Source organism: Marinilactibacillus sp. 15R, from assembly GCF_001895285.1.
Classification (GTDB): domain Bacteria; phylum Bacillota; class Bacilli; order Lactobacillales; family Carnobacteriaceae_A; genus Marinilactibacillus; species Marinilactibacillus piezotolerans.
In genome coordinates, this window is the sequence record NZ_CP017761.1 from 565,925 (window position 1) to 587,114 (window position 21,190).

Sequence of the window (21,190 nt, forward strand, 5' to 3'; positions counted from 1 at the left end):
TCAATTTGTATATCAACTAACTTACAATCAATTATACAGCACCTATGAACTCGGTTCAATTTTTCATGTTAAACCACCATCAGAACTTGATTCATCCAATAAGTATCCATTTCTTCTAAATCACTAAAAATTTAACTCCATTGCAATTGTTTCTCCCGCAATAACCCCTTTTGCAGGAAATACTTCTTGATTCATCTGCACATCCTCGTTATCTAAAACGATAACTGAAATAATGGGATTATATCCTTTTTTAATAATTAATTCTTCGTCAAAATCAACCAGTGTTTTTCCTTTTTCTACTTTATCGCCTTTTTCCAGTTTCGTAGAAAAACCTTCGCCATTCAATAACAAGGTATTGATTCCCACATGAATCAGGATTTTTATTCCTTCTTCGGTTTCGATGTAGTAAGCATGCTTGGCATCTGCGACTTCAATCAGCTTTCCACTGATGGGAGCCACTACAGTCTCGGATACAGGTTTTATTGCAAAACCTTCTCCAATCATTTTTTGAGCAAAGACTTTATCTGGAACATTTTCAATGGACAAAACTTCTCCATCTGAGACTGCACACAGTTCTATCTTGTGCTGAGAATTCGGCATTTCTCCTATTTCACTTTCAGAATCCTTCATTCTCTTGTTGTTCATTATTTTCTCCTTTTTATCCCTACATATATGATAGTTATCTAAGTACTTTATGTTGCTACTATTCTAACAATTAAAGCCATTTCAAGCAATATCTTTTAAACCGTAGCTTCTGTTTGTTGCTAAGATACTGTTCGTGGTATTCTATCTATATAGATAGCAAATTTAATAATAGTTTAGAAGTAAAGGAGGGACTACTATGTCATTAGGATATATCATCGCTTTGATTATTTTAGGTATAGCTTTAATTGCTCTTATAGCAATCGGAATCATTACCTTTAAAAAAGTCAAACCCACGCTCAAAAATTTTAAAGAAACTCAATCCACGGTCCAAGATCATATTGAACATTTTACTACGGAAGCTGACGCTGTCCAAACTAAAGTAAACAAGATTATGGGAAGAGTCGAAGATTTACAGAAAGTATCAAACATCAAAATGCAAAGATTTAACGAATTATCTACCCACGCTTCTAGTTTGAATGATTCATTGACTTATTTAAAAGAACACGGTGGAGATTATTCAAAAGGAATAGCACAAAACGCTGTAGATGAACTGAAAACAGAGGGTCCAGTAATTGCTAAAACATTTAACTTAGCATTCAAGCGAACGATCGAAAAGCAAAAAGCACGTTATAAAAACTAATTAAACAAGTATTGAGAGGAGATTTACACTATGCCAAGAATAAGCTTAACTAAAGCCATATTGATGAGTGCTGCATCTGCATTCACAGCTTTACTATTCGCTCCAAAAACTGGGAATCAATTTCGAAAAGAATTAAAATCCGAAGCTACCAAATTAAAAGATTCCAGTGGCGATAAAGCACAACAACTGCTTGAAGATTTTAGAGAATCTTACAGCGAAGCAGACCAAGAACTACAAGCTGAACAAGCGGAAATGGATGCCAAACAAGCACAGTTAAATAAAACAATCGAAGAGATTGAAAGAGATCTAGCACAAAAACAAGCAGCGCAAAAGGATTCAGTCATTGATCCTGCTACTGCCTCTCACTCAATGTATGATGACGAAACATTGGGAGACGTCAAGGGAACACCCCTTGATCCAAATCAAGATCAGGCGATTCCAAAAGATAAAGTTGATGAAGCTTTACACGATAACTATTTATCAAAAGATAATGATTTTAAATTAAATGAAAAGGATTTAGCTGATGAAAAAGACGCTTCATTAAAAGTTAATCCTAATGACTAATTAATAAAAAATAGTTTTTGTTTCTAAAAAAACCCGATCAAGATGCGGAGTAGTTTTTCTCCTAGATATCTTGATCGGGTTTATTTTACTATTTTTTAGGAATCCATACTGAAATTGATTCTGCATTCACTGGAAATACTGCAGTTCCCTCTTCACCAATTTCAATTTCTTCTTCCCTGTTACCTAGTTTATCTATATAGTGTTCTCCTGCATGCAGGTCACCAACATTCATTTCCTTGTATCCTTCTTCTCCACTAGATAATACGACCGCACACCCTTCAGGATGTTCATCATCACCTGTACGTGTAAATCCTAGACAAGTAGCATGATCAAGATAATTATACTGTTCACCATAAGCATATTCTGTTCTGATATGCATCAATCTTTCAATAATATCCGGACAGCCCTCATAATCAACTTCACCACTATACCCGTAGTAATCACTATAAAAAAGACAAGGATATCCATAGGTACTCAACAAAACAATACCATATGCTAATGGTTTGAACCAGGGCTCTACATAGGACTCTAAAGACTGTCCTGGCTGCGAATCATGATTTTCTACAAACGTCACAGCTTGCTCTGCATTCTTTTTATAAAGTGTCCCATCAAATAGTCTTCTCAAATCAAAATTTGTTTTCTGCTGAGAAGCTTCATGCAAGGCATAATGAAACCTTACATCCATCATAGAGATATTGAACTCTTGATCTTCTAAATACTCTTCTAAATATTTATATTTCTGGTGCCAGTATTCCGCTACAAAGAAAAAGTCTTCACCATATTCTGCACGAACTTCTTCAATCAGCTCTTTCATAAACATACGATCAATGTGCTTAACTGCATCTAACCGAATTCCATCAATTCCAGTTTCTTCTATAAACCATTTAACCCATTTTTTTGTTTCTTTAATAACTTCTGGATGACTATAATCAATATCCGCAAACATTAAGTAATCAAAATTACCAAATTCAGTCGATACATTTTCGTCCGGTGCCCAACCCTTACCTTCTCCTTCGATACGATAAATTCCCTGTTCTCCAGTAATTTCATCATCAGATACACCCGAGAAATGATACCAATGCCATTCAAAGTCAGAATATTTCCCTTGTCTTCCTGGAAAATTAAAATAAGTCCAAGATTCAATTTCTTTTGCTTCTTCAATTTCTTCATGTCTATTATCCTCATTGACTGCAACTGCCCAGAATTTTTCTGTTCCATCTGCTCCAGCTTTATGATTCAAGACTACATCAGCATAAACTTGTATCCCGTGTTCATGTAATGTATGAATGGCATCTAGTAATTCTTCTTTTGTTCCATATTTAGTTCGAATTGTTCCTTTTTGATCAAATTCTCCAAGATCATACAAATCATATATACCGTAGCCTACATCTTTTTGATCCAATGATTTAAAACAGGGGGGAATCCATACAGCTGTTACTCCTATTTCTCTTAAATGAGCCGCTTCTTCTTTCAGTTTTTTCCAGTGAGTCCCATCATTTGCTAAGTCCCATTCAAAATACTGCATCATTGTTCCATTATAAGCCATGTTCGTCTCCTCCTACAATCAGCGTTCTAAACTAGACACTGTATCACTAATATTTTATCTTTCAGAACAGAAAGAAACAAATAGAACGCCTTGTAATTCCATAGGCTTAATAGCCAATTTTAATGTTACAGTAAAAAGCGTCAATTTATAAGCTAGAATTGTCACTCCTTTTTCACCGTATCCGCTTGTATTTTAAGTATTCAAGATATACAATCTAGTTATTGATTTTTTAGTATCAGAAAGGAAAAATTTTGTATGAGACGCTTGTTAGACCGCTTTTCACTTTTATCTATTCCCTTTAAAATTGTTTTAAGCTTTGCTTTAGTTATTTTGATCGGCTCTTTCTTACTTGCTCTTCCTATGAGTCAGAAAGCCAGCTCACAAGCTACCTACTTTGATCATCTTTTTACTGCTGTATCTATGGTTAGTGTAACGGGTCTTTTTACTGAACCGCTAGCTTATACTTATAATATCTTTGGTCAAATCATAGGACTAATTTTGATTAAATTAGGTGGTCTAGGATTAATTACACTCGTAGCAACGATTGTAATGCAATTAGGACGCCGTGTCAGCATGAAAGATGAGGTTACTTTGCAGCAAGCTTTGAACAGGGGAGATATGATTGGCTTTCGTGACTTTCTGATTTCTGTTGTTAAGTATACTTTTCTAATTGAAGGAATCGGAGCTATTTTTCTGAGCTTCCACATGGTTCCTTTATTTGGGTGGGCCAAAGGAACATTTACCTCAATTTTCTTATCTATATCTGCCTTTAATAATGCCGGATTTGATAATTTGGGCACAACTAGCCTACAAGGTTTTGTGAATTCTCATATAGTCAATATTGTTATTCCCCTTCTGATCATTATAGGAGGGATCGGGTTTTCTGTCTGGTTCGATCTTGCTCAAAATTTCAAAGCTTTTATTTCAGTTAGAAGCTGGATCGATTTTAAAGGACGATACAGAAGGTTGAAATTACACACTCGCTTAGTTTTGAACTGGACGATATTTCTCATTTTTGCAGCTATGATTTTATTCATGCTGTCTGAATGGAATAACAGCGAGACTATTGGTGGATTAAACTTCATTGGTAAAATGCAGGCGACCTTCTTCCAAGCTGTAACACTGCGGACAGCTGGGTTCGGTACTGTTGGTTACACACATCTTAACTTGTTTACAATCATCTTTATGACTGTATTCATGTTCATCGGAGGGTCTCCTGGTGGTACTGCCGGTGGGGCAAAAACTTCAACCGTTGCTTTGGTTGTAAAATTATTGTGGGCCGAGATTACGGGGCAGCAACATGTGCATTATCAAAAAAGAACTTTAGATAGTGAAATTGTTCAAAGAGCTTTGGTAATCGTAGTAATATTTATCATTTTAAACTTCCTTGGTCTATCTGCAATGTCTATCTTTGATGAAAGTGTGCCTATGCAGTATCTCTTTTTTGAAGCAGTTTCTGCACTTGGTACTGTAGGGTTGTCTGCTGATCTAACGCCTGAATTATCTCGCGGCAGCCAGACAGTCATTATGTTCTTAATGTTTATAGGTAGACTAGGTCCTATCACAATCTTTACAGCACTTGGACAATTTGACAGAAAACAAAAACCAAAAGTTTATGCAACAGGAAATATCTTAATCGGATAGGAGAGAAAATATTGAATAAAGTTGTTGGTGTATTGGGTCTTGGAGTATTCGGATCAACTATTGCAAAAGAATTAGGAGAACATTATTTTGATGTTATTGCAATAGATAAAGACTTAGTGGATGTAAATCGCGTTGAAGAATATGTAGTACAAGGTGTCCAAGGCGACATCACAGATCTAGATTTATTGAAAAGTATTGGTTTTGAAAAATGTGATACGGCTGTAGTAGGTACTGGATCAAATTTAGAAGCTAGCGTCCTGGCAGTCTTGAACTGTAAAAAGTTAGGAATCAAACACATTATTGCTAAAGCAAAAAATAAAGTTCATAAAGAAATCCTACTAGAAGTGGGGGCACACGAAATCATCCGACCAGAAAAAGAAATGGGGGACCGAGTGGCTCGTAACATCATGAGAAATAAGATCTTAGATGTTATTGAACTTGATGAAGATAATGCGATTATCGAGTTCCTCACACCTAAAGAATGGGTCGGGAAATCTTTAGTTCAATTAGATCTTCGAAATAAATATAAAATTAATGTTATTGGTATGAAAAATTCTGAAGGAGAAAAACTGCAAGTAAATCTTTCTCCAGACGAAAAAATTTCTCCTAAAAGTATGTTGGTGGCAATAGGCGAACCCCATACTTTTGAGCATTTAGACTATACAAATCAATTGAAATAGTCGTCACGAAAATTGGTTATTATGTAACTCCTTTTTCTAAAAAGTAGTTTTCTGAAAAATTAGTATTTCTTGAACAGATACTGTCTATCCATATATTCAAAGTAAATAAACAAATTTTAAAGTAGGCTATGGTGAATTTCAGCATAGCCTGCTTTTTTATTATAAAAAATTAAATTACTAATTTTAAAAATATTCTTAAAAAATAATGAGTGAATATATAATAAACAAATCGAATAATAGCTATTTATGAATTATTAACCTACAAGCCTTTTGGATTTTTTTATTCTTGGATAGTGTTATCTCTTTAAGTATTTAGTGACAGTTGAATAAATTATATATTTCAAAAAGATGTAAATACCTCTAATATCTGTTTTATGAAAAAATTTAAGAACATTATTGGAGGAACAAGATCCGAAGGCCCATATCCAGTTATAAGCGATCCTCAAGTTGTAGAGGTTTACACCGATGATATACTAATAGTAAAGATGTTAAGATCGAATTCTCTTTGGAAAGTTATTATAAGATTACAAGAATCTATCAGGGAGGAATAACTTTTGAAAATAAGTGATGCTATTTCAAATATAAAAAATTATCATCATGGTTATGATTCGACAGGTAAAAAAATCAATGATGAACAAACTCGTGATCAAATCTTGTATGGAAATGCTGAGCAGAAATGTACTGGTATCATTACGACGATATTTGCCAGTATAGATGTTATAAGACAAGCACATGAACTTGGAGCCAATTTAATTATTGTGCATGAAGCCTTATTTTGGAACCATGGAGATCATCAAGGGTGGCTGGAAGAAACAAAAAATCATACTTATAGAATGAAAAAAAATCTCCTAAATGATTATGGAATTGTCGTATGGAGAAACCATGATTATGTCCATTCTGGGATACCCTTAGAGGATGGATCTTATACAGATGGTATTTTTTACGGGTTTGCCAAAGAGATGGGCTGGGAAAATTATGCTTCTAAAAAAGCAAATTCACTTACAAAATTTGAAATTCCTGAAATAAGAGCAAAAAATCTTGCTAAAAAAATGATTCAATGTCTCAACCTCAAAGGTGGTCGTATTATTGGAAACCCAGAAGCAAAAATTCGAAGAATTGAGATTCCCTTTCATATTTTCGGTAACGCCAATGATGAGATTATTAAAATGGACACAGATAAAGTTGACGCTTTACTAGCTATGGAACTAGTTGACTTTTCCATTAATGAATATGTAAGAGATAGCAGTATGCTAGGAAAAAATAAAGTCATTATTGCATTGGGACATTTCAATATGGAAGAACCGGGAATGAAATATATGGCAACCTATATCCCTGCTGCATTAAATGAAGATATCCCTTGTTACTTTGTACAATCAGGTGATACTTTTCATTATGTTTATTAACTTTTCATTATATACAGAATTGAACTGAACTTTATTCATTAAGTAAACAAAGAAAAATAAACAGTAGACCTGAAAAAGTCTACTGTTTATTTTTTTGAAGTATTGTAACGTTTGAAGAGTTTTATTATATTTTAATATATGCTGATAGAAAAACTCAAATCAGCTATATTTATGAGCAGTTTATAGTACTATCTCCTCAATATGAATTACTAGGAAAAATGTTTCTATTACTTTATTTTCAACTACAATTCATTTAATTTACTGGCGCCCATACATTTTCCAATACATTTGTCTGATCACGATCTGGCCCTACTGAAAATGTAGAAATATGAACGCCTGTCAGCTCAGAAACACGACGAATGTAATTACGTGCATTTTCTGGTAGCTCTTCTAACGTTCTGCATTTTGTAACATCTTCGCTCCAACCTGGAAGTTCTTCATAGATTGGTTTACACTGAGCTAGTTCTTTTAAGCTAGCTGGATAATGCAAGATTTTTTCTCCATTCCGTTCATAAGCTGTACAGATTTTGACAGTTTCCAGACCAGATAGAACATCGATCGAATTCAGTGATAAATTCGTTACACCTGAAACTCGTTTCGCATGACGCATGACAACGCTGTCGAACCAACCGACTCGACGAGGACGTCCTGTTGTCGTCCCATATTCATTCCCGGCATCCCGAATAAATTGACCTGTATCATTGTTCAATTCTGTTGGGAATGGTCCATCTCCTACTCTTGATGTATAAGCTTTACACACACCAACTACCTTATCGATTTTAGAAGGACCGACACCACTTCCGATCGTTACACCACCAGCAACAGGATTAGAAGAAGTTACAAATGGATAAGTTCCTTGATCGATATCCAGCATGACACCTTGAGCACCTTCAAACAGCACTCGTTTCCCTGCATCTAGTGCATCATTCAGTACGACAGATGTATCGCAAACATACTGTTTGAATTGTTGTCCAAATTCATAATATGGCTCAAAGATATCATCAAATTCCAGTGGTTCTGAATCATATATTTGAGTAAAATATCGATTTTTTTCTTCTAATACAACTCTTAAGCGTTCTTCGAAGATGTCTTTATCTAATAAATCGGCAATTCTGATGCCAATACGAGAGGCTTTATCCATATAAGCAGGACCGATTCCTCGAATAGTCGTTCCGATTTTCTTATCACCTTTGGAATCCTCTTGAAGTTGATCCATTTTAATATGATACGGTAAAATAACATGAGCACGATCTGAAATCCGCAAGTTATCTGTAGCAATATTTCTTTCATGTAGATAAGCTAATTCATTTACTAAAGATTTAGGATTGATTACCACTCCATTACCGATTACGCTTATTTTATCACTAGCAAAAATACCTGAAGGAATTAGATGCAATTTATATGTCACACCATCAAATTTGATTGTATGTCCTGCATTGTCTCCTCCTTGATAACGAGCAATCACTTCTGCATTTTCACTTAAAAAATCGGTAATTTTACCCTTACCTTCGTCTCCCCATTGTGTTCCAACAACTACGACCGACGACATTTGTCCACCTCATCTAAAAATATTTAATGATGTAAATCTAAAAAAGGAGCACATTCTCCACTTATTAAACAAAGTTTTGTTGATACAAAGACAGAATATTTATTATTCTGTTGATCTAAACAATTTGTTTTTAAATGGAGGTGCCCCCCTAATCTATTTTCACATCAATTAGTTTATTTCTTTAACAACCTTTATTTTACCATAGATTTTTTTTAATTGAATCCCTAATTTCCTATTTATTCAACTTTCAATAGATCTATTTGCTTCATAAAAATCATTAAATCGTAATATCGAAGTCTAGATCATCTTCATTTTGTGTCACTTCGTCCTTCTCTGGTTTAGGTTTCCTTACCAAGACTTGCAGCCCTACTGAACAAGCTACTCCAATTGTAATAGCTAAAATGAAAATGAATAGATTACTTGCCATTGGCAAACCGAAAACTCCAGACACACCTGCTGTGGAAACACCAAAAGCCATCATTATAGCTCCACCAATTGCAGCTCCTATCATATTAGGTCCAATCACACGAAGAGGATCTTGAAATGCGTATGGCAGAGCAGCTTCCGTGATTCCTACTAGCCCGGATAATATAGAGCCCGGTGCCATCTTCACTTCTGCTTCACTAAATTTAGATTTAGCAATCAATGATGCAATACCGACAGATAAAGCAGGCACCATGATTCCTGGAAATACCGCAGCATTAACTCTGAAGCCTATTCCACTGGGTTCATTCCATAATGCAAATACAAATGTAATCGCGATTTTATTCAGAGGTCCTCCCATATCAAATGCACACATTGCGCTCAAAATAGCCCCTAATAAGAAAGCATACTGCGGAGCTTCTGAAAGATTAATCAAACTTGCAATAATAAAATCATTTAACGCTCCAATGGAAATCGCTACAGGATACGCCATAATAAAATATAATAACCAGCCTGTTAAAACTGGAATAAATAATGTCTTTTTAATTGATTCCATAAACTCAGGAACAGGTATTTTTCTAAAGTAAAAAACGGTATAGCCAGCAAGAAATCCAGCAAGAATTGCTCCTAAAAACCCACTTGATGAAGTATTTTCGATGGTCGGATGAGCAGCTATATACCCGCCTATAAAGCCTGGGGCAATTGCTGCCTTATCTCCTATCGCGTAAGCTACATAAGCTGCAAAAATAGCTGGAATCATGTCTATCATAACCCAGGCAAAGCCGTTCAATGTAGTCATGCTAACTGTATCAGCTTGTATGTACTGACTATACATTTCTGTGACTGCAATAGTCATTCCAGCAAATACAATAAATGGCAGCATGTATGAAACACCTGTCATTAGTGCCTGTTGAAATTTTCTCATTTTCATTTCCTTCTTTCTTTACATCTGTAATTTTTCCTTTATTTTATTTAGCAATCCATCTGCATTTTTGATAGCTGTACTAATTGGTATCTCAACTTTTTTAACTTTTTCAAAACGTTCTTTTTTTGCTATCCCCACTTCAACTGCTAAAATCACTATATCAGCCTGCTCAATTTCACTTTGTGTTAATTCATTTTCTATACCTGTAGCTCCTTGGGTTTCAACTTTAATCTGATGTCCCTGTTTTTTAGCAGCATCTTCTAAAGCCCGTTTAGCCATGAATGTATGAGCTACTCCTGTTGCGCAAGCTGTAACCGCTACTATATTCATCATAATGCCTCCCTATCTACCTTTTTTAAAAATCATCTCTATAAATCGATTCATCTCTTCATTCTCTGTAATTTCATTTATTTTTCTTTGAACCTCTTCATCCATTAAATGGTATGAAAGGGTAGATAACAGTGCTAAATGTGTATCTTGTGCTTCATCTACCGGTACCAAAATTATAAATAGTTGGGTAATCGCTTCATCATCTAGTGAATCCCACTCTACCTCTTTTTCAAGTTTAAACACAGCTAAGATCGGTGACTCAAGTCCTTCTATTTTTCCATGAGGAATTGCAAACCCATTCCCAAATCCAGTCGTACTTAAAGCTTCTCTTTCTTTTATGCCCTTTGCAATAGTCTGTGCATCACTTTCATTATCTAACCAAATTGAGATAACTTCTGCAATTTCTTCTATCAGTTTCATCTTATCCGTATTAAAATTCGAAAAAGATACTTCTACGTATTTTCTTAACGCTTTTGTCCCATCTCTTTCCATGCTGTTTTTCCTTTCTTTCTCTTGTTGAATTTTTGCATTATCTAACTTTCAGTATACCAGTATAAGAAAATTAAACGAAAAGGTTTGCTCTATCAAAAAAAGAATCAAGCACCCGGAATGTTAGTAGTAACTCACCACATTCTTACGGTTCTTGATTCTCATGATTTTTAAGCTCTTGGAATTTGATCCTCTGGATAATAGGTCAATGAAGAAAATTTATTATATTCTTTAATAAAGAGTAATTTAACAGTTCCTCTAGCTCCAGATCGGTTTTTTTCTAAAATAACTTCGACCACATTATCGTCTACAGGTTCTGGTTCATCTTCTTCTCCATCACTGCGATAATAATCATCTCGATATAAGAAAGCAACAATATCAGCATCTTGCTCAATTGATCCAGATTCTCTTAAATCACTTAAGATTGGACGCTTGTCTTGTCTTTGTTCCACTCCACGAGATAATTGTGACAATGCTACTACAGGAACAGATAATTCTTTAGCTAATTTTTTTAATTGGCGAGAAATCTCTGAAACTTCTTGCTGGCGACTCTCTCTGCCAGTCCCCTCAATAAGTTGTAAATAGTCAATAACCACTAATCCTAAGCTTCCTCGTTCTTGTTTCAATCTACGACATTTTGCACGAATTTCTGCTGTACGTATACCTGGTGTATCATCTATATATATATTTGCTTTCGATAAACTACCCATTGCTACAAATAGTTTTGTGAATTCTTCTTCTGTTAATTTACCGGTTCTTAGATTTGAAGCATTGATTGTTCCTTCTGCACAAAGCATACGATTCACTAATTGCTCAGCACCCATTTCTAAACTGAAGATAGCGACAGTTTCATCTGTTTTCGTTCCAATATTCTGTGCAACATTCAAAGCAAATGCTGTCTTTCCTACTCCTGGTCTAGCTGCTAATATAATCAACTCATCTTCATGAAGCCCTGCAGTCATTTGATCTAATGCTTTATATCCAGTTGATATTCCTGTGATTTCTTCATCATTCTGGAATAACTCATCAATATTATTAATCGTTTCTCTCAACACAGTTTCGATGTTGACAAAACCACTACGACTTCTTTTTTCCGATACTTCAAGGATTTTTCTTTCTGCTTCATCTAAAAGATTTGGCAGATTGCTTGATTCTTCATATCCTCTTGAAGCAATTTCGGTAGCTGTCTGGATCAAACGACGGAGTATAGAGCGTTCTTCAACGATCTTAGAATAATACTCCACGTTTGCGGCTGTGGGGACTGTGGTGGCTATATCAGCCAAATAAGGTGTGCCACCAATATCTTCTAGCTGATTTTTAGATTCTAGCCTATCTGCTATCGTAATAACATCTATTGCTTCATTTCTTTCACTTAAATCAACCATTGTCTGGAAAATCAACTGATGAGCACGACGATAGAAGTCTTCTGATTCAATGTATTCCATTGCTGAAATAAGTGCTTCTGGATTAAGCAAAATAGATCCAAGTACAGACTGCTCAGCTTCAATGTTTTGTGGAGGTAAACGATCTCCTAATGGTTCCATTGCCAATATAGTCTCTTCCTTTCACACCCTGGGGTTATAAATTCATATTAATTGTACAGGATATGTACCTAAAAGTATATAAGGGAACTGACGTTTATCTTGTTTCACGTGGAACATTATTGTCAGAATTAATAAATAAAAGAGAAGCTTTCTCAGCTTCTCTTTTAACCCTATTTGTTTATTTCTAATACGCGAACAGTTAATTCAGCTGTTACTTCTTTATGCAATTTGACTTCTACTTTTTGAGCACCTAATGCACGCATCGGGATTTCTTGATGGATTTTTCGTTTATCAACCTTTATTCCTAATTGCTTTTCTATTTCTTTCGCAATTTGTTTAGTTGTAACAGAGCCGAATAATCTACCATCTTCAGCAGCTTTCTCATAAATCTCAATAGGATTCTCTTCGATTTTTTTCTTGTTTTGTTGAGCTTCTTCTAATATTTCAGCTTCTTCACGTTTTACTGCTTTCTTTTTAGCAGTCAGCTCTTTTCTTGCAGCATCTGTTGCTTCTTTTGCTAATCCTTTTTTCAAAAGAAAATTATTTGCATATCCATCAGATACGTTTTTTATTTCACCTTTTTTCCCTGTACCTTTAACATCTTTTAATAAGATAACTTCCATATTAAAACTCTCCTTTTATCTAATATTAGTCAAGTTCTGTATTTATTTTTTCAATTAACTCTTCTCTTACTTCCTGAACAGTCTTTCCATCTATCTGGGTAGCAGCATTAGATAAATGGCCACCTCCACCCATTTTTTCCATAATGATTTGAACATTGATTTTCCCTAAACTCCGTGCGCTTATTCCAATCATATCATCGGATCGTTTTGTAATAACAAAAGCTGCTTCTACACCAGACATACTAAGCATGGTATCAGCTGTTTGAGCTGTAGTAACAGGAGGATAAATTACATTATCCTTCCCATAAGCGATCGCTACACCTTCATGAACAAATTGGATAGTTTCAATCAACTTACTTCGTTTTAAATAGACTTCAGGATCTTCTTTTAAGAGTCTTTGAATCATTGTTGAATTAGCTCCTACAGACTGCAAATAACTAGCTGCATCAAAAGTTCTAGAACCAGTACGTAAGCTAAAGTTGTTTGTGTCTACTATGATTCCACCTAACATAGCAGTTGCTTCAATTCGATTGATTGGCTCACCATCTGAAGATACATATTCAAACAGTTCAGTAATCAATTCTGCAGTAGAAGAGGCATAAGGTTCAATATAAACAAGTAAAGGATTTTCAGTAAACTCTTCTCCACGTCTATGATGATCAATCACTATATTTTTCTTAGTTTTTTTAAGCAATTCTGGCGCCATTGATAATAAAGGCTTGTGATGATCCACTAAGATGACTAAATCATTTTCGGTTATTTTACTTTCAGCTTCCCTTGGAGATATAATATTCTGATTCACCTGATTATGATTTTCTATTTCTTTCATAAGTTTTTCTACATCACTACTCAAATCATCTTGATCAATAACGACCCAACATTTTTTCTTAAGCATCATGGAAATTCGTGCAATTCCTAACGAAGAACCAATTGCATCCATATCTGGATTCCTATGCCCTGTAACGAACACCTGATCGCTTCCTTTGATCAGCTCTTGCATTGCTTGACTAATCATTCTAGAACGAACTCTGGTACGTTTTTCCATTGGATTAGTTTTGCCACCGTAATATCTCGGCTCTTGATCTACTTCTTTAACGATAGCCTGATCACCGCCACGGCCTAACGCTAAATCCAAATTACCTTGAGCAACATCAGCTAACTTATCAAAATCATCGTCTCCATACGCAATACCAATACTAATCGTCAATGGTAAGTTACGCTTAGAGGTTCGATCACGAATACTATCTATAATATTAAATTTCTCATTCTCAATTCTTTCTAACTCACTTCTATTCAATAACAAAAAGTATTTGTCATCAGACGTTTTTTTATAGAAAATACTATGTTGTTTTCCCCAATTAGAAAGGTACGTCGTAATTAGACTATTGAATCCAGACACTCCTCGATCATCAAGACCCTGGACAACTTCATCATAGTTATCTAAGAACAGCCACCCTACTACGGGTCTTGCTTCTTCGTATTTATCTTTTACTTCTGCATATTCCGTAATATCCATGAGATAGATTGCATGTATATCTTCCTGAAGTATGATTTGAAAAATTTTATTATTCCAATTTAATAAATTGGAATCAGTATTATCAAATTCCTGAATTAACTTATAGAGATCTTCATTTACCTCACTGACATGCTTACCCAATACACTTTCTTCATTAGAGAGTTGGGTCTGCATATAAGGATTAATCCAATCTACTTCTTCATTCTGATTGATTAGGATAATACCGATAGGCATTTTAATTAAAGCTTCCTGCTCTCCACGTTTGATTCTATAAGAAAGATTCAATATATAGGAATTGAGTTCTTCGACGTATTCTTTACCAAATCTCCAGGCAACGACTATTGTAGTAATAATCAAGAGTAGCATGAGCAGTCCTATCCATATATTTGCAATAAAACTTAGTATAGTCAACACTACCAAAGCAGAAATGGTAAATATAATCATTATTCTCATTAAAGGTTGCTCTAAAAACTTGGGAATAGATTCTTCCTCATTGACTCGTTTCATAATGTCTCCTCTGTTTCAATATTTAGACTACTATATTTTAACATTTTTTAACATTTTATTCTAGACTGTTAGGAAAGGTCAATTTTTTAATGTTTCACGTGAAACATTAAAAATAAAAAAATCGCAACAGATATCTGCTGCGATTTTGTAAAAGTTATAATCAATCTTCAGCTACGAATGGAAGTAATCCCATGATACGCGCACGTTTGATTGCTTTAGTTAATTTACGTTGGTTTTTTGCGTAAGTTCCAGTTACACGGCGTGGTAAAATTTTACCACGTTCTGAAATGAAACGTTTCAACAAATCGATATCTTTATAATCAATATATTCAATATGATTTGCTGCAAAGAAGTCAACTTTACGGCGCTTTTTGCCGCCTCTGCGTCCTGCCATCTTATAAATCCTCCTTCTTTAGTTATGAATCAAAATGGTAAATCGTCATCTGAAATATCAATCGGATCATCATTTTTTTCAAATGGATCTTCATCGAAATTAGCAAAATTATTCTTATTTTGATTTTGATTATTTCCAGGAGCCTGGTTATTTCGTTGTGTATTACTGTTTTGATTGGAATAATTTGCGTTATTAGAATATCCTGAAGAATCGTTATCATTTTGACTACGTTTCTCTGTAACGGATTTCGGCTCTAACATTTGGAAATTTTCACAAACAACTTCAGTAATATACACTTTACGACCTTCATTATTCGTATAGTTACGTGTTTGAATACGTCCTGTAACACCGACTAGAGAACCTTTACGAGTGAAATTAGAAATAATTTCTGCCGTTTTTCTCCAAGCTACACAGTTAATAAAGTCTGTTTCTCTTTCTCCTTGGGCGTTTGTAAAAGTACGTTCAACCGCTATGGAAAAAGAAGCTACAGCAGTACCACTTCCTGTATAACGTAATTCAGCATCACGAGTCATTCTTCCCACTAATACTACATTATTAATCAATGGTTGTGCTCCTTTCTACATAATCATTTTGCAATTCGAATATGTTTCACGTGAAACATATTAGTCTTCCAAACGAACGATCATGTGACGAAGAATATCTTCGTTGATACGTGCTAGACGTTCGAATTCGTTAATTGCTGTTGCATCGTTAGAAACAATGTTTACCAAGTGGTAAGTGCCTTCTCGGTATCCTTTGATTTCATAAGCAAAACGACGTTTCGCCCAGTCTTTTGATTCAGTAACTTCAGCTCCGTTATCTTTTAGGATGCCATCGAAACGCTCAACTAGCGCTTTTTTTGCATCTTCATCGATATTTGGACGGATAATATATAAAACTTCATATTTAGCTGCTTGACTCATCTTTGACTGTCACCTCCTTATGGACTTTGGCCCTTTCATTTGAAAGAGCAAGGAAAGTATTCTTAAAAGAGTACTCACTTCGAACAATTATAGCACATTAGGGTTCTGAAAGCAATATTATTTATTTACATATTTAACATTATAAATTAAGGAACTAACATTCGCTTTTAAAGGCTGCACTAACAAAAACATCTTATACTCATAAAAATTCTAAATGAGTATAAGATGCTTCTCCATTTCTATTCTTCTGTAGTTTCGCCAGTTTCATTTTGCTCTAAATTTTCATTTTCAGTTTTAGAATCTACTGTTTCTTCTGAGCTCAATTCAACTTCTTCTGTTTCTTCTTGAGGCTCGATTTTTGCTAAAGTCGATACTTTTCCGCCTTCTTCTAGACGCATTAACCTGACACCTTGTGTTGCACGTCCAGTTTGCGAAATGTTTTTAGAATGGAACCGGATAATTACGCCACTGTTAGTAATCAACATGATATCTTCATGGCCATCTACTGTTTTCAGACCAATAAGTGGTCCGTTCTTTTCAGTAACATTAGCTGTTTTGACCCCTTTACCACCACGGCCACGAATTGCATATTCTTTAGCCGGCGTACGTTTACCATATCCATTCTCAGTAATCATCAGTACTTCAGAATCTTCACCTAATAGATCCATACCGATTACATTATCACCGTCTCTTAGATTAATTCCTCGAACACCTGCTGCTGCTCTACCCATACTTCTTACTTTACTTTCATGGAAGCTGACAGCATATCCATCTCGAGTCCCAATGATGATATTCTGATCTCCATTTGTTAAAGAGACATCAATCAGTTCGTCTTCATCTCTTAACACGATTGCTTTTAATCCACTAGTACGAATATTAGTAAATTCACTCAGAGAAGTACGTTTAACAGTTCCTTTACGTGTTGTAAAGAAAAGATGTTCATTTTCCGCTGATTCTCCTCTTCTATTGATAATCGCTTGTATTTTTTCAGTATTTTCAATACCTAAAAAGTTTATTGCCGGGATACCTTTGGCTGTACGACCATATTCTGGTATTTCGTATCCTTTAGCTTTATAAACTTTTCCAGTGTTTGTAAAGAACAATAGTAAATCATGCGTAGAACAAGTCAGCAGCGTTTCCACAAAGTCATCTGTGTTCGTACCCATTCCCTTAACGCCTCTACCACCCCGGTTTTGAGCTTTAAATTCAGAAATTGGCATACGTTTCATATAGCCATTATGGGATAATGTAATGGCAATTTCTTCTTCTTCGATCAAATCTTCGTCTTCTAAACTTAGTGATTCACCGACTAACAGTTCTGTACGACGATCATCTCCATGTTTCTCAGAAATTTCTTCTAGTTCAATTTCAATAATTTCATTGATTCGCTCAGGACGAGCAAGAATATCATTCAAGTCATTAATTGTTGCAATCAGCTCTTGATACTCTCCCTCAATTTTTTCCCGTTCTAACCCTGTCAAACGCACCATACGCATATCCAGGATAGCCTGTGACTGACGTTCAGAAAGGCTGAATTTTTCAATCAATGTTTCCTTAGCGATCTGACCTGTCTGTGACCCGCGAATAATCGATATGATTTCATCAATATGATCTAGCGCTATACGTAAACCTTCTAAGATATGCGCACGTGCCTCTGCTTTTTTCTTATCATATTCAGTTCTTCTTCTAATTACAATTCGTTGATGTTTCAAATATTCTATCAAAATCTCTTTAAGACCAAGTGTTTTAGGAATACCATTTACGATTGCCAGCATATTGAATCCAAAAGAAGTTTGCATAGGAGTCATTTTATACAGATTATTTAAAATTACACTAGCTGAAACATCTCTTCTGACATCAATAACAATACGCATACCATCTCTATCTGACTCATCATTTAAATCAGTAATTCCTTCAATCCGCTTATCCCTTGCTAATTCAGCAATGCGTTCAACTAGCTTAGCTTTATTCACTAAATATGGAAGTTCATCGACAATAATACGTTCACGACCATTTTTCAAAACTTGAATATGCGCTTTTGCACGAACTTTTATTGATCCGCGACCTGTTTCATAGGCTTTTCTGATTCCTGATTTACCAAGTACCATTGCTCCAGTAGGGAAATCCGGACCAGGTAAGACTTCCATTAAATCAGCAACTGTTGCTTCACTGTTACTCATAAGTATGCGACAAGCTGCGATGACTTCTCTAAGGTTATGTGGCGGTATATTCGTTGCCATCCCTACTGCAATTCCAGAAGCGCCATTTACCAATAAATTAGGGAATCTTGCTGGCAATACGTCAGGTTCTCTTTCAGAACCATCGTAATTGTCATGATAATTGATGGTATCTTTATTGATATCCCGCAACATCTCTAATGCAATTTTGCTCATTTTTGCTTCTGTATAACGCATAGCTGCTGCGCTATCTCCATCGACAGATCCAAAGTTTCCATGTCCATCTATCAATGGATTTCTATAACTAAAATCTTGTGCCATACGAACCATAGATTCATAGATGGCAGAATCCCCATGCGGATGATATTTACCCATTACATCTCCAACAATACGGGCAGATTTTTTGTAGGCTTTATCAGGAGTCATCCCAAGTTCATTCATCCCATACAATATGCGACGGTGAACAGGTTTTAATCCATCTCGTACGTCTGGTAAGGCACGGGAAACAATAACACTCATTGCATAATCTAAAAATGAATTTCTCATTTCACTGGATAGATTGATTTGCTCCATACGCGCTTCTCTATTTTCAGCCAAGTATTTTGTCCTCCTTTATTTTCTCAAAATCTACGACAATCTAAATACCGTGCATCTGTTCTACTAACTGTTACACAGCACACGGTACAGAAGACTGTTGCTTTTTTTGCAAGATAATCTGATTTCTAATTAAATATCAATATTCTGAACGTACTGGGCATTATCCTCAATAAATACTCGGCGAGGTTCAACTTTTTCTCCCATTAACATATCGAAAATTAAATCTGCTTCGATCGCATCTTCAACCGTTACTTGGAGTAGACGACGGTTTTCAGGATTCATAGTTGTATCCCAAAGCTGTTCTGCATCCATTTCTCCTAGACCTTTATATCGTTGGATATCAGGCTTAGGAGTTGGTGGAATTTCTTTAAGATATTCTTCAAGCTGTTTGTCTGTATCTAAATAAACTTCCTTTTTCCCTTGTTTAACTTGGTATAAAGGTGGTTGGGCAATATAAACAAATCCAGCTTCAATTACTGGTCTCATATAACGAAAAACTAAAGTTAAGAGTAAAGTACGAATATGTGCACCATCTACATCGGCATCTGTCATAATGATCAACTTATGATAGCGGGCTTTATCAACTTCAAATTCTTCACCAAATCCTGTTCCCATTGCTGTAAATAATGAGCGAATTTCTTCATTTGCCAAAATACGATCAATTGAGGCTTTCTCCACATTCAGAATTTTTCCTCTAATAGGTAAAATTGCCTGAAACATTCTTGAACGTCCTTGTTTAGCAGAACCACCAGCAGAATCTCCCTCTACGATAAAAATCTCTGATTTTTCAGGATCTTTAGAAGAACAGTCAGCCAGTTTTCCTGGTAAATTACTGATTTCTAATCCATTTTTCTTTCGGGTTACTTCTCTAGCACGTTTAGCTGCTAGACGTGCACGTGCTGCAAGCAATGCTTTTTCGACAATTTGTTTTCCCATAGTTGGATTTTCCATCAGAAAGCGATCAAAATGCTCGCTGAATAAACGATCAGTAATTGTACGAACTTCTGAATTACCTAGTTTTGTTTTTGTTTGTCCTTCAAATTGAGGATCCGGATGTTTGATGCTTAATACAACTGTCAATCCTTCACGAACATCTTCACCCGTTAAATTGTCATCATTTTCTTTAATGATTTTATTACGACGAGCATAATCATTAATAATTCTAGTTAAGGCTGTTTTGAATCCAAACTCATGCGATCCACCCTCATAAGTATGAATATTGTTTGCAAAACTCATGATATTCGTATGGAAACCATCTGTGTGCTGTAAGGCAACTTCTACGACTATACCTTCTTGTTCTCCTTCAAGGAAAATAGGCTCTTCGTATAATGTGGTTTTTGTTTGATTCAGATAACTAACATAACTTTTGATTCCACCGTCATAATGATAATCTAAACGAACAGGTTCTTCTTCTCGACGATCTTCAATAGAAATCTTTAATCCTTTATTCAAAAAGGCTAATTCTCTAACACGAGTAGCTAATTTATTAAAATCGTACTCTGTTGTTTCTTTAAAAATCTCAGCATCTGCTTTGAATCGAACTTCCGTTCCACGTTTATCAGTTGCAACTGTTTCTTTTAAATCATACATAACAGCTCCACGTTCATAACGCTGATTATAGACTTTCCCATTTTTGTGGACATCTACTTCAAGGTATTCCGAAAGGGCATTTACAACTGAAGATCCTACTCCGTGTAATCCTCCAGAAACTTTATATCCGCCACCACCGAATTTTCCTCCGGCATGCAGGATCGTAAATACAGTCTCAACTGCGGGACGTCCTGTTTTTTTCTGAATATCGATTGGAATTCCACGACCATCATCTGTAACTGTTACAATATTTTCAGGTTCGATCGTTATTGTGATGCGTTCTGCATATCCTGCCATCGCTTCATCAATAGAGTTGTCTACAATTTCCCAAACAAGGTGGTGCAGGCCAGCTTCACCTGTTGAGCCAATATACATACCAGGACGTTTTCTAACGGCTTCTAGGCCTTCTAATACTTGAATCTGACTAGCATCATATTCTTCACGTAATTCTACGACTTCTTTTGGAGTCAGTTGCTCATCT

The 21,190-nt window shown here is 35.4% G+C and carries 19 protein-coding genes; 5 read left to right on the plus strand and 14 right to left on the minus strand.

Annotation, left to right across the window (positions count from 1 at the left end; translation table 11 throughout):
• Window positions 1-123: 123 nt before the first annotated feature.
• Window positions 124-645 carry a PTS sugar transporter subunit IIA gene (locus BKP56_RS02780; protein ID WP_072693620.1) on the minus strand — a complete coding sequence of 174 codons (522 nt, stop codon included), beginning with the start codon at window positions 643-645 and terminating at the stop codon, window positions 124-126.
• A gap of 196 nt (window positions 646-841) precedes the next feature.
• Here BKP56_RS02780 and BKP56_RS02785 point away from each other — a divergent pair, with 196 nt between their 5' ends.
• Complete coding sequence (locus BKP56_RS02785; RefSeq protein ID WP_072693621.1) at window positions 842-1,285, plus strand: DUF948 domain-containing protein; 444 nt, start codon at window positions 842-844, stop codon at window positions 1,283-1,285.
• Between the two features lie 30 nt (window positions 1,286-1,315).
• Complete coding sequence (locus BKP56_RS02790; RefSeq protein ID WP_072693622.1) at window positions 1,316-1,849, plus strand: YtxH domain-containing protein; 534 nt, start codon at window positions 1,316-1,318, stop codon at window positions 1,847-1,849.
• A gap of 88 nt (window positions 1,850-1,937) precedes the next feature.
• Here the strand turns inward: BKP56_RS02790 and BKP56_RS02795 are convergent, their stop codons facing one another.
• Window positions 1,938-3,395: an alpha-amylase gene (locus tag BKP56_RS02795; RefSeq protein ID WP_072693623.1), complete on the minus strand. Its 1,458-nt coding sequence runs from the start codon at window positions 3,393-3,395 to the stop codon at window positions 1,938-1,940.
• A 255-nt stretch (window positions 3,396-3,650) separates the two neighbouring features.
• On the opposite strand from BKP56_RS02795, the gene BKP56_RS02800 reads away from it, so the two are divergent.
• The 3 genes from BKP56_RS02800 to BKP56_RS02810 all read left to right on the plus strand — a co-directional run bounded on the left by BKP56_RS02800 (window position 3,651) and on the right by BKP56_RS02810 (window position 7,122).
• On the plus strand, window positions 3,651-5,039 hold the full coding sequence (locus BKP56_RS02800; protein ID WP_072693624.1) for a TrkH family potassium uptake protein: 1,389 nt from the start codon (window positions 3,651-3,653) through the stop codon (window positions 5,037-5,039).
• 11 nt (window positions 5,040-5,050) lie between these two features.
• Window positions 5,051-5,719, plus strand: a complete 669-nt coding sequence (locus BKP56_RS02805; RefSeq protein WP_083540446.1) for a potassium channel family protein — start codon at window positions 5,051-5,053, stop codon at window positions 5,717-5,719.
• A gap of 554 nt (window positions 5,720-6,273) precedes the next feature.
• Window positions 6,274-7,122: a Nif3-like dinuclear metal center hexameric protein gene (locus tag BKP56_RS02810; protein ID WP_072693626.1), complete on the plus strand. Its 849-nt coding sequence runs from the start codon at window positions 6,274-6,276 to the stop codon at window positions 7,120-7,122.
• 253 nt (window positions 7,123-7,375) lie between these two features.
• Here BKP56_RS02810 and BKP56_RS02815 read toward each other — a convergent pair whose 3' ends face one another.
• The 12 genes from BKP56_RS02815 to gyrB all read right to left on the minus strand — a co-directional run bounded on the left by BKP56_RS02815 (window position 7,376) and on the right by gyrB (window position 21,180).
• A complete protein-coding gene (locus tag BKP56_RS02815; protein ID WP_072693627.1) occupies window positions 7,376-8,671 on the minus strand; it encodes an adenylosuccinate synthase in 1,296 nt (431 codons plus the stop codon).
• 277 nt (window positions 8,672-8,948) lie between these two features.
• Window positions 8,949-10,019, minus strand: a complete 1,071-nt coding sequence (locus tag BKP56_RS02820) for a PTS fructose transporter subunit IIC (protein ID WP_198033977.1) — start codon at window positions 10,017-10,019, stop codon at window positions 8,949-8,951.
• Between the two features lie 18 nt (window positions 10,020-10,037).
• On the minus strand, window positions 10,038-10,349 hold the full coding sequence (locus BKP56_RS02825; protein ID WP_072693629.1) for a PTS fructose transporter subunit IIB: 312 nt from the start codon (window positions 10,347-10,349) through the stop codon (window positions 10,038-10,040).
• Window positions 10,350-10,361: 12 nt separating this feature from the next.
• On the minus strand, window positions 10,362-10,841 hold the full coding sequence (locus BKP56_RS02830; protein WP_072693630.1) for a PTS sugar transporter subunit IIA: 480 nt from the start codon (window positions 10,839-10,841) through the stop codon (window positions 10,362-10,364).
• A gap of 167 nt (window positions 10,842-11,008) precedes the next feature.
• Window positions 11,009-12,382 carry a replicative DNA helicase gene (dnaB, locus tag BKP56_RS02835; RefSeq protein ID WP_072695931.1) on the minus strand — a complete coding sequence of 458 codons (1,374 nt, stop codon included), beginning with the start codon at window positions 12,380-12,382 and terminating at the stop codon, window positions 11,009-11,011.
• Window positions 12,383-12,552: 170 nt separating this feature from the next.
• Window positions 12,553-13,005: a 50S ribosomal protein L9 gene (gene rplI / locus BKP56_RS02840; RefSeq protein ID WP_072693631.1), complete on the minus strand. Its 453-nt coding sequence runs from the start codon at window positions 13,003-13,005 to the stop codon at window positions 12,553-12,555.
• Between the two features lie 25 nt (window positions 13,006-13,030).
• A complete protein-coding gene (locus BKP56_RS02845) occupies window positions 13,031-15,028 on the minus strand; it encodes a DHH family phosphoesterase (protein WP_072693632.1) in 1,998 nt (665 codons plus the stop codon).
• A gap of 160 nt (window positions 15,029-15,188) precedes the next feature.
• The gene (gene rpsR, locus BKP56_RS02850; RefSeq protein ID WP_072693633.1) at window positions 15,189-15,422 is read right to left on the minus strand and encodes a 30S ribosomal protein S18; all 234 of its coding nucleotides are present in this window, start codon (window positions 15,420-15,422) and stop codon (window positions 15,189-15,191) included.
• Window positions 15,423-15,451: 29 nt separating this feature from the next.
• Window positions 15,452-15,985, minus strand: a complete 534-nt coding sequence (gene ssb / locus BKP56_RS02855; protein WP_072693634.1) for a single-stranded DNA-binding protein — start codon at window positions 15,983-15,985, stop codon at window positions 15,452-15,454.
• 60 nt (window positions 15,986-16,045) lie between these two features.
• Window positions 16,046-16,345 carry a 30S ribosomal protein S6 gene (gene rpsF / locus BKP56_RS02860; RefSeq protein ID WP_072693635.1) on the minus strand — a complete coding sequence of 100 codons (300 nt, stop codon included), beginning with the start codon at window positions 16,343-16,345 and terminating at the stop codon, window positions 16,046-16,048.
• Window positions 16,346-16,584: 239 nt separating this feature from the next.
• A complete protein-coding gene (gene gyrA / locus BKP56_RS02865; protein ID WP_198034016.1) occupies window positions 16,585-19,095 on the minus strand; it encodes a DNA gyrase subunit A in 2,511 nt (836 codons plus the stop codon).
• Between the two features lie 153 nt (window positions 19,096-19,248).
• Window positions 19,249-21,180, minus strand: coding sequence for a DNA topoisomerase (ATP-hydrolyzing) subunit B (gene gyrB, locus BKP56_RS02870; protein ID WP_442914827.1), 1,932 nt, complete (start codon window positions 21,178-21,180; stop codon window positions 19,249-19,251).
• Window positions 21,181-21,190 lie beyond the last annotated feature (10 nt).

What these genes read in the sequence shown, in the direction of transcription:
- BKP56_RS02780 (WP_072693620.1), bottom strand. Translation starts at nt 645, where the DNA reads ATGAACAACAAGAGAATGAAGGATTCTGAAAGTGAAATAGGAGAAATG.
- BKP56_RS02785 (WP_072693621.1), top strand. Translation starts at nt 842, where the DNA reads ATGTCATTAGGATATATCATCGCTTTGATTATTTTAGGTATAGCTTTA.
- BKP56_RS02790 (WP_072693622.1), top strand. Translation starts at nt 1,316, where the DNA reads ATGCCAAGAATAAGCTTAACTAAAGCCATATTGATGAGTGCTGCATCT.
- BKP56_RS02795 (WP_072693623.1), bottom strand. Translation starts at nt 3,395, where the DNA reads ATGGCTTATAATGGAACAATGATGCAGTATTTTGAATGGGACTTAGCA.
- BKP56_RS02800 (WP_072693624.1), top strand. Translation starts at nt 3,651, where the DNA reads ATGAGACGCTTGTTAGACCGCTTTTCACTTTTATCTATTCCCTTTAAA.
- BKP56_RS02815 (WP_072693627.1), bottom strand. Translation starts at nt 8,671, where the DNA reads ATGTCGTCGGTCGTAGTTGTTGGAACACAATGGGGAGACGAAGGTAAG.
- BKP56_RS02820 (WP_198033977.1), bottom strand. Translation starts at nt 10,019, where the DNA reads ATGAGAAAATTTCAACAGGCACTAATGACAGGTGTTTCATACATGCTG.
- BKP56_RS02825 (WP_072693629.1), bottom strand. Translation starts at nt 10,349, where the DNA reads ATGAATATAGTAGCGGTTACAGCTTGCGCAACAGGAGTAGCTCATACA.
- BKP56_RS02830 (WP_072693630.1), bottom strand. Translation starts at nt 10,841, where the DNA reads ATGGAAAGAGATGGGACAAAAGCGTTAAGAAAATACGTAGAAGTATCT.
- dnaB (WP_072695931.1), bottom strand. Translation starts at nt 12,382, where the DNA reads ATGGAACCATTAGGAGATCGTTTACCTCCACAAAACATTGAAGCTGAG.
- rplI (WP_072693631.1), bottom strand. Translation starts at nt 13,005, where the DNA reads ATGGAAGTTATCTTATTAAAAGATGTTAAAGGTACAGGGAAAAAAGGT.
- BKP56_RS02845 (WP_072693632.1), bottom strand. Translation starts at nt 15,028, where the DNA reads ATGAAACGAGTCAATGAGGAAGAATCTATTCCCAAGTTTTTAGAGCAA.
- rpsR (WP_072693633.1), bottom strand. Translation starts at nt 15,422, where the DNA reads ATGGCAGGACGCAGAGGCGGCAAAAAGCGCCGTAAAGTTGACTTCTTT.
- rpsF (WP_072693635.1), bottom strand. Translation starts at nt 16,345, where the DNA reads ATGAGTCAAGCAGCTAAATATGAAGTTTTATATATTATCCGTCCAAAT.
- gyrA (WP_198034016.1), bottom strand. Translation starts at nt 19,095, where the DNA reads ATGGAGCAAATCAATCTATCCAGTGAAATGAGAAATTCATTTTTAGAT.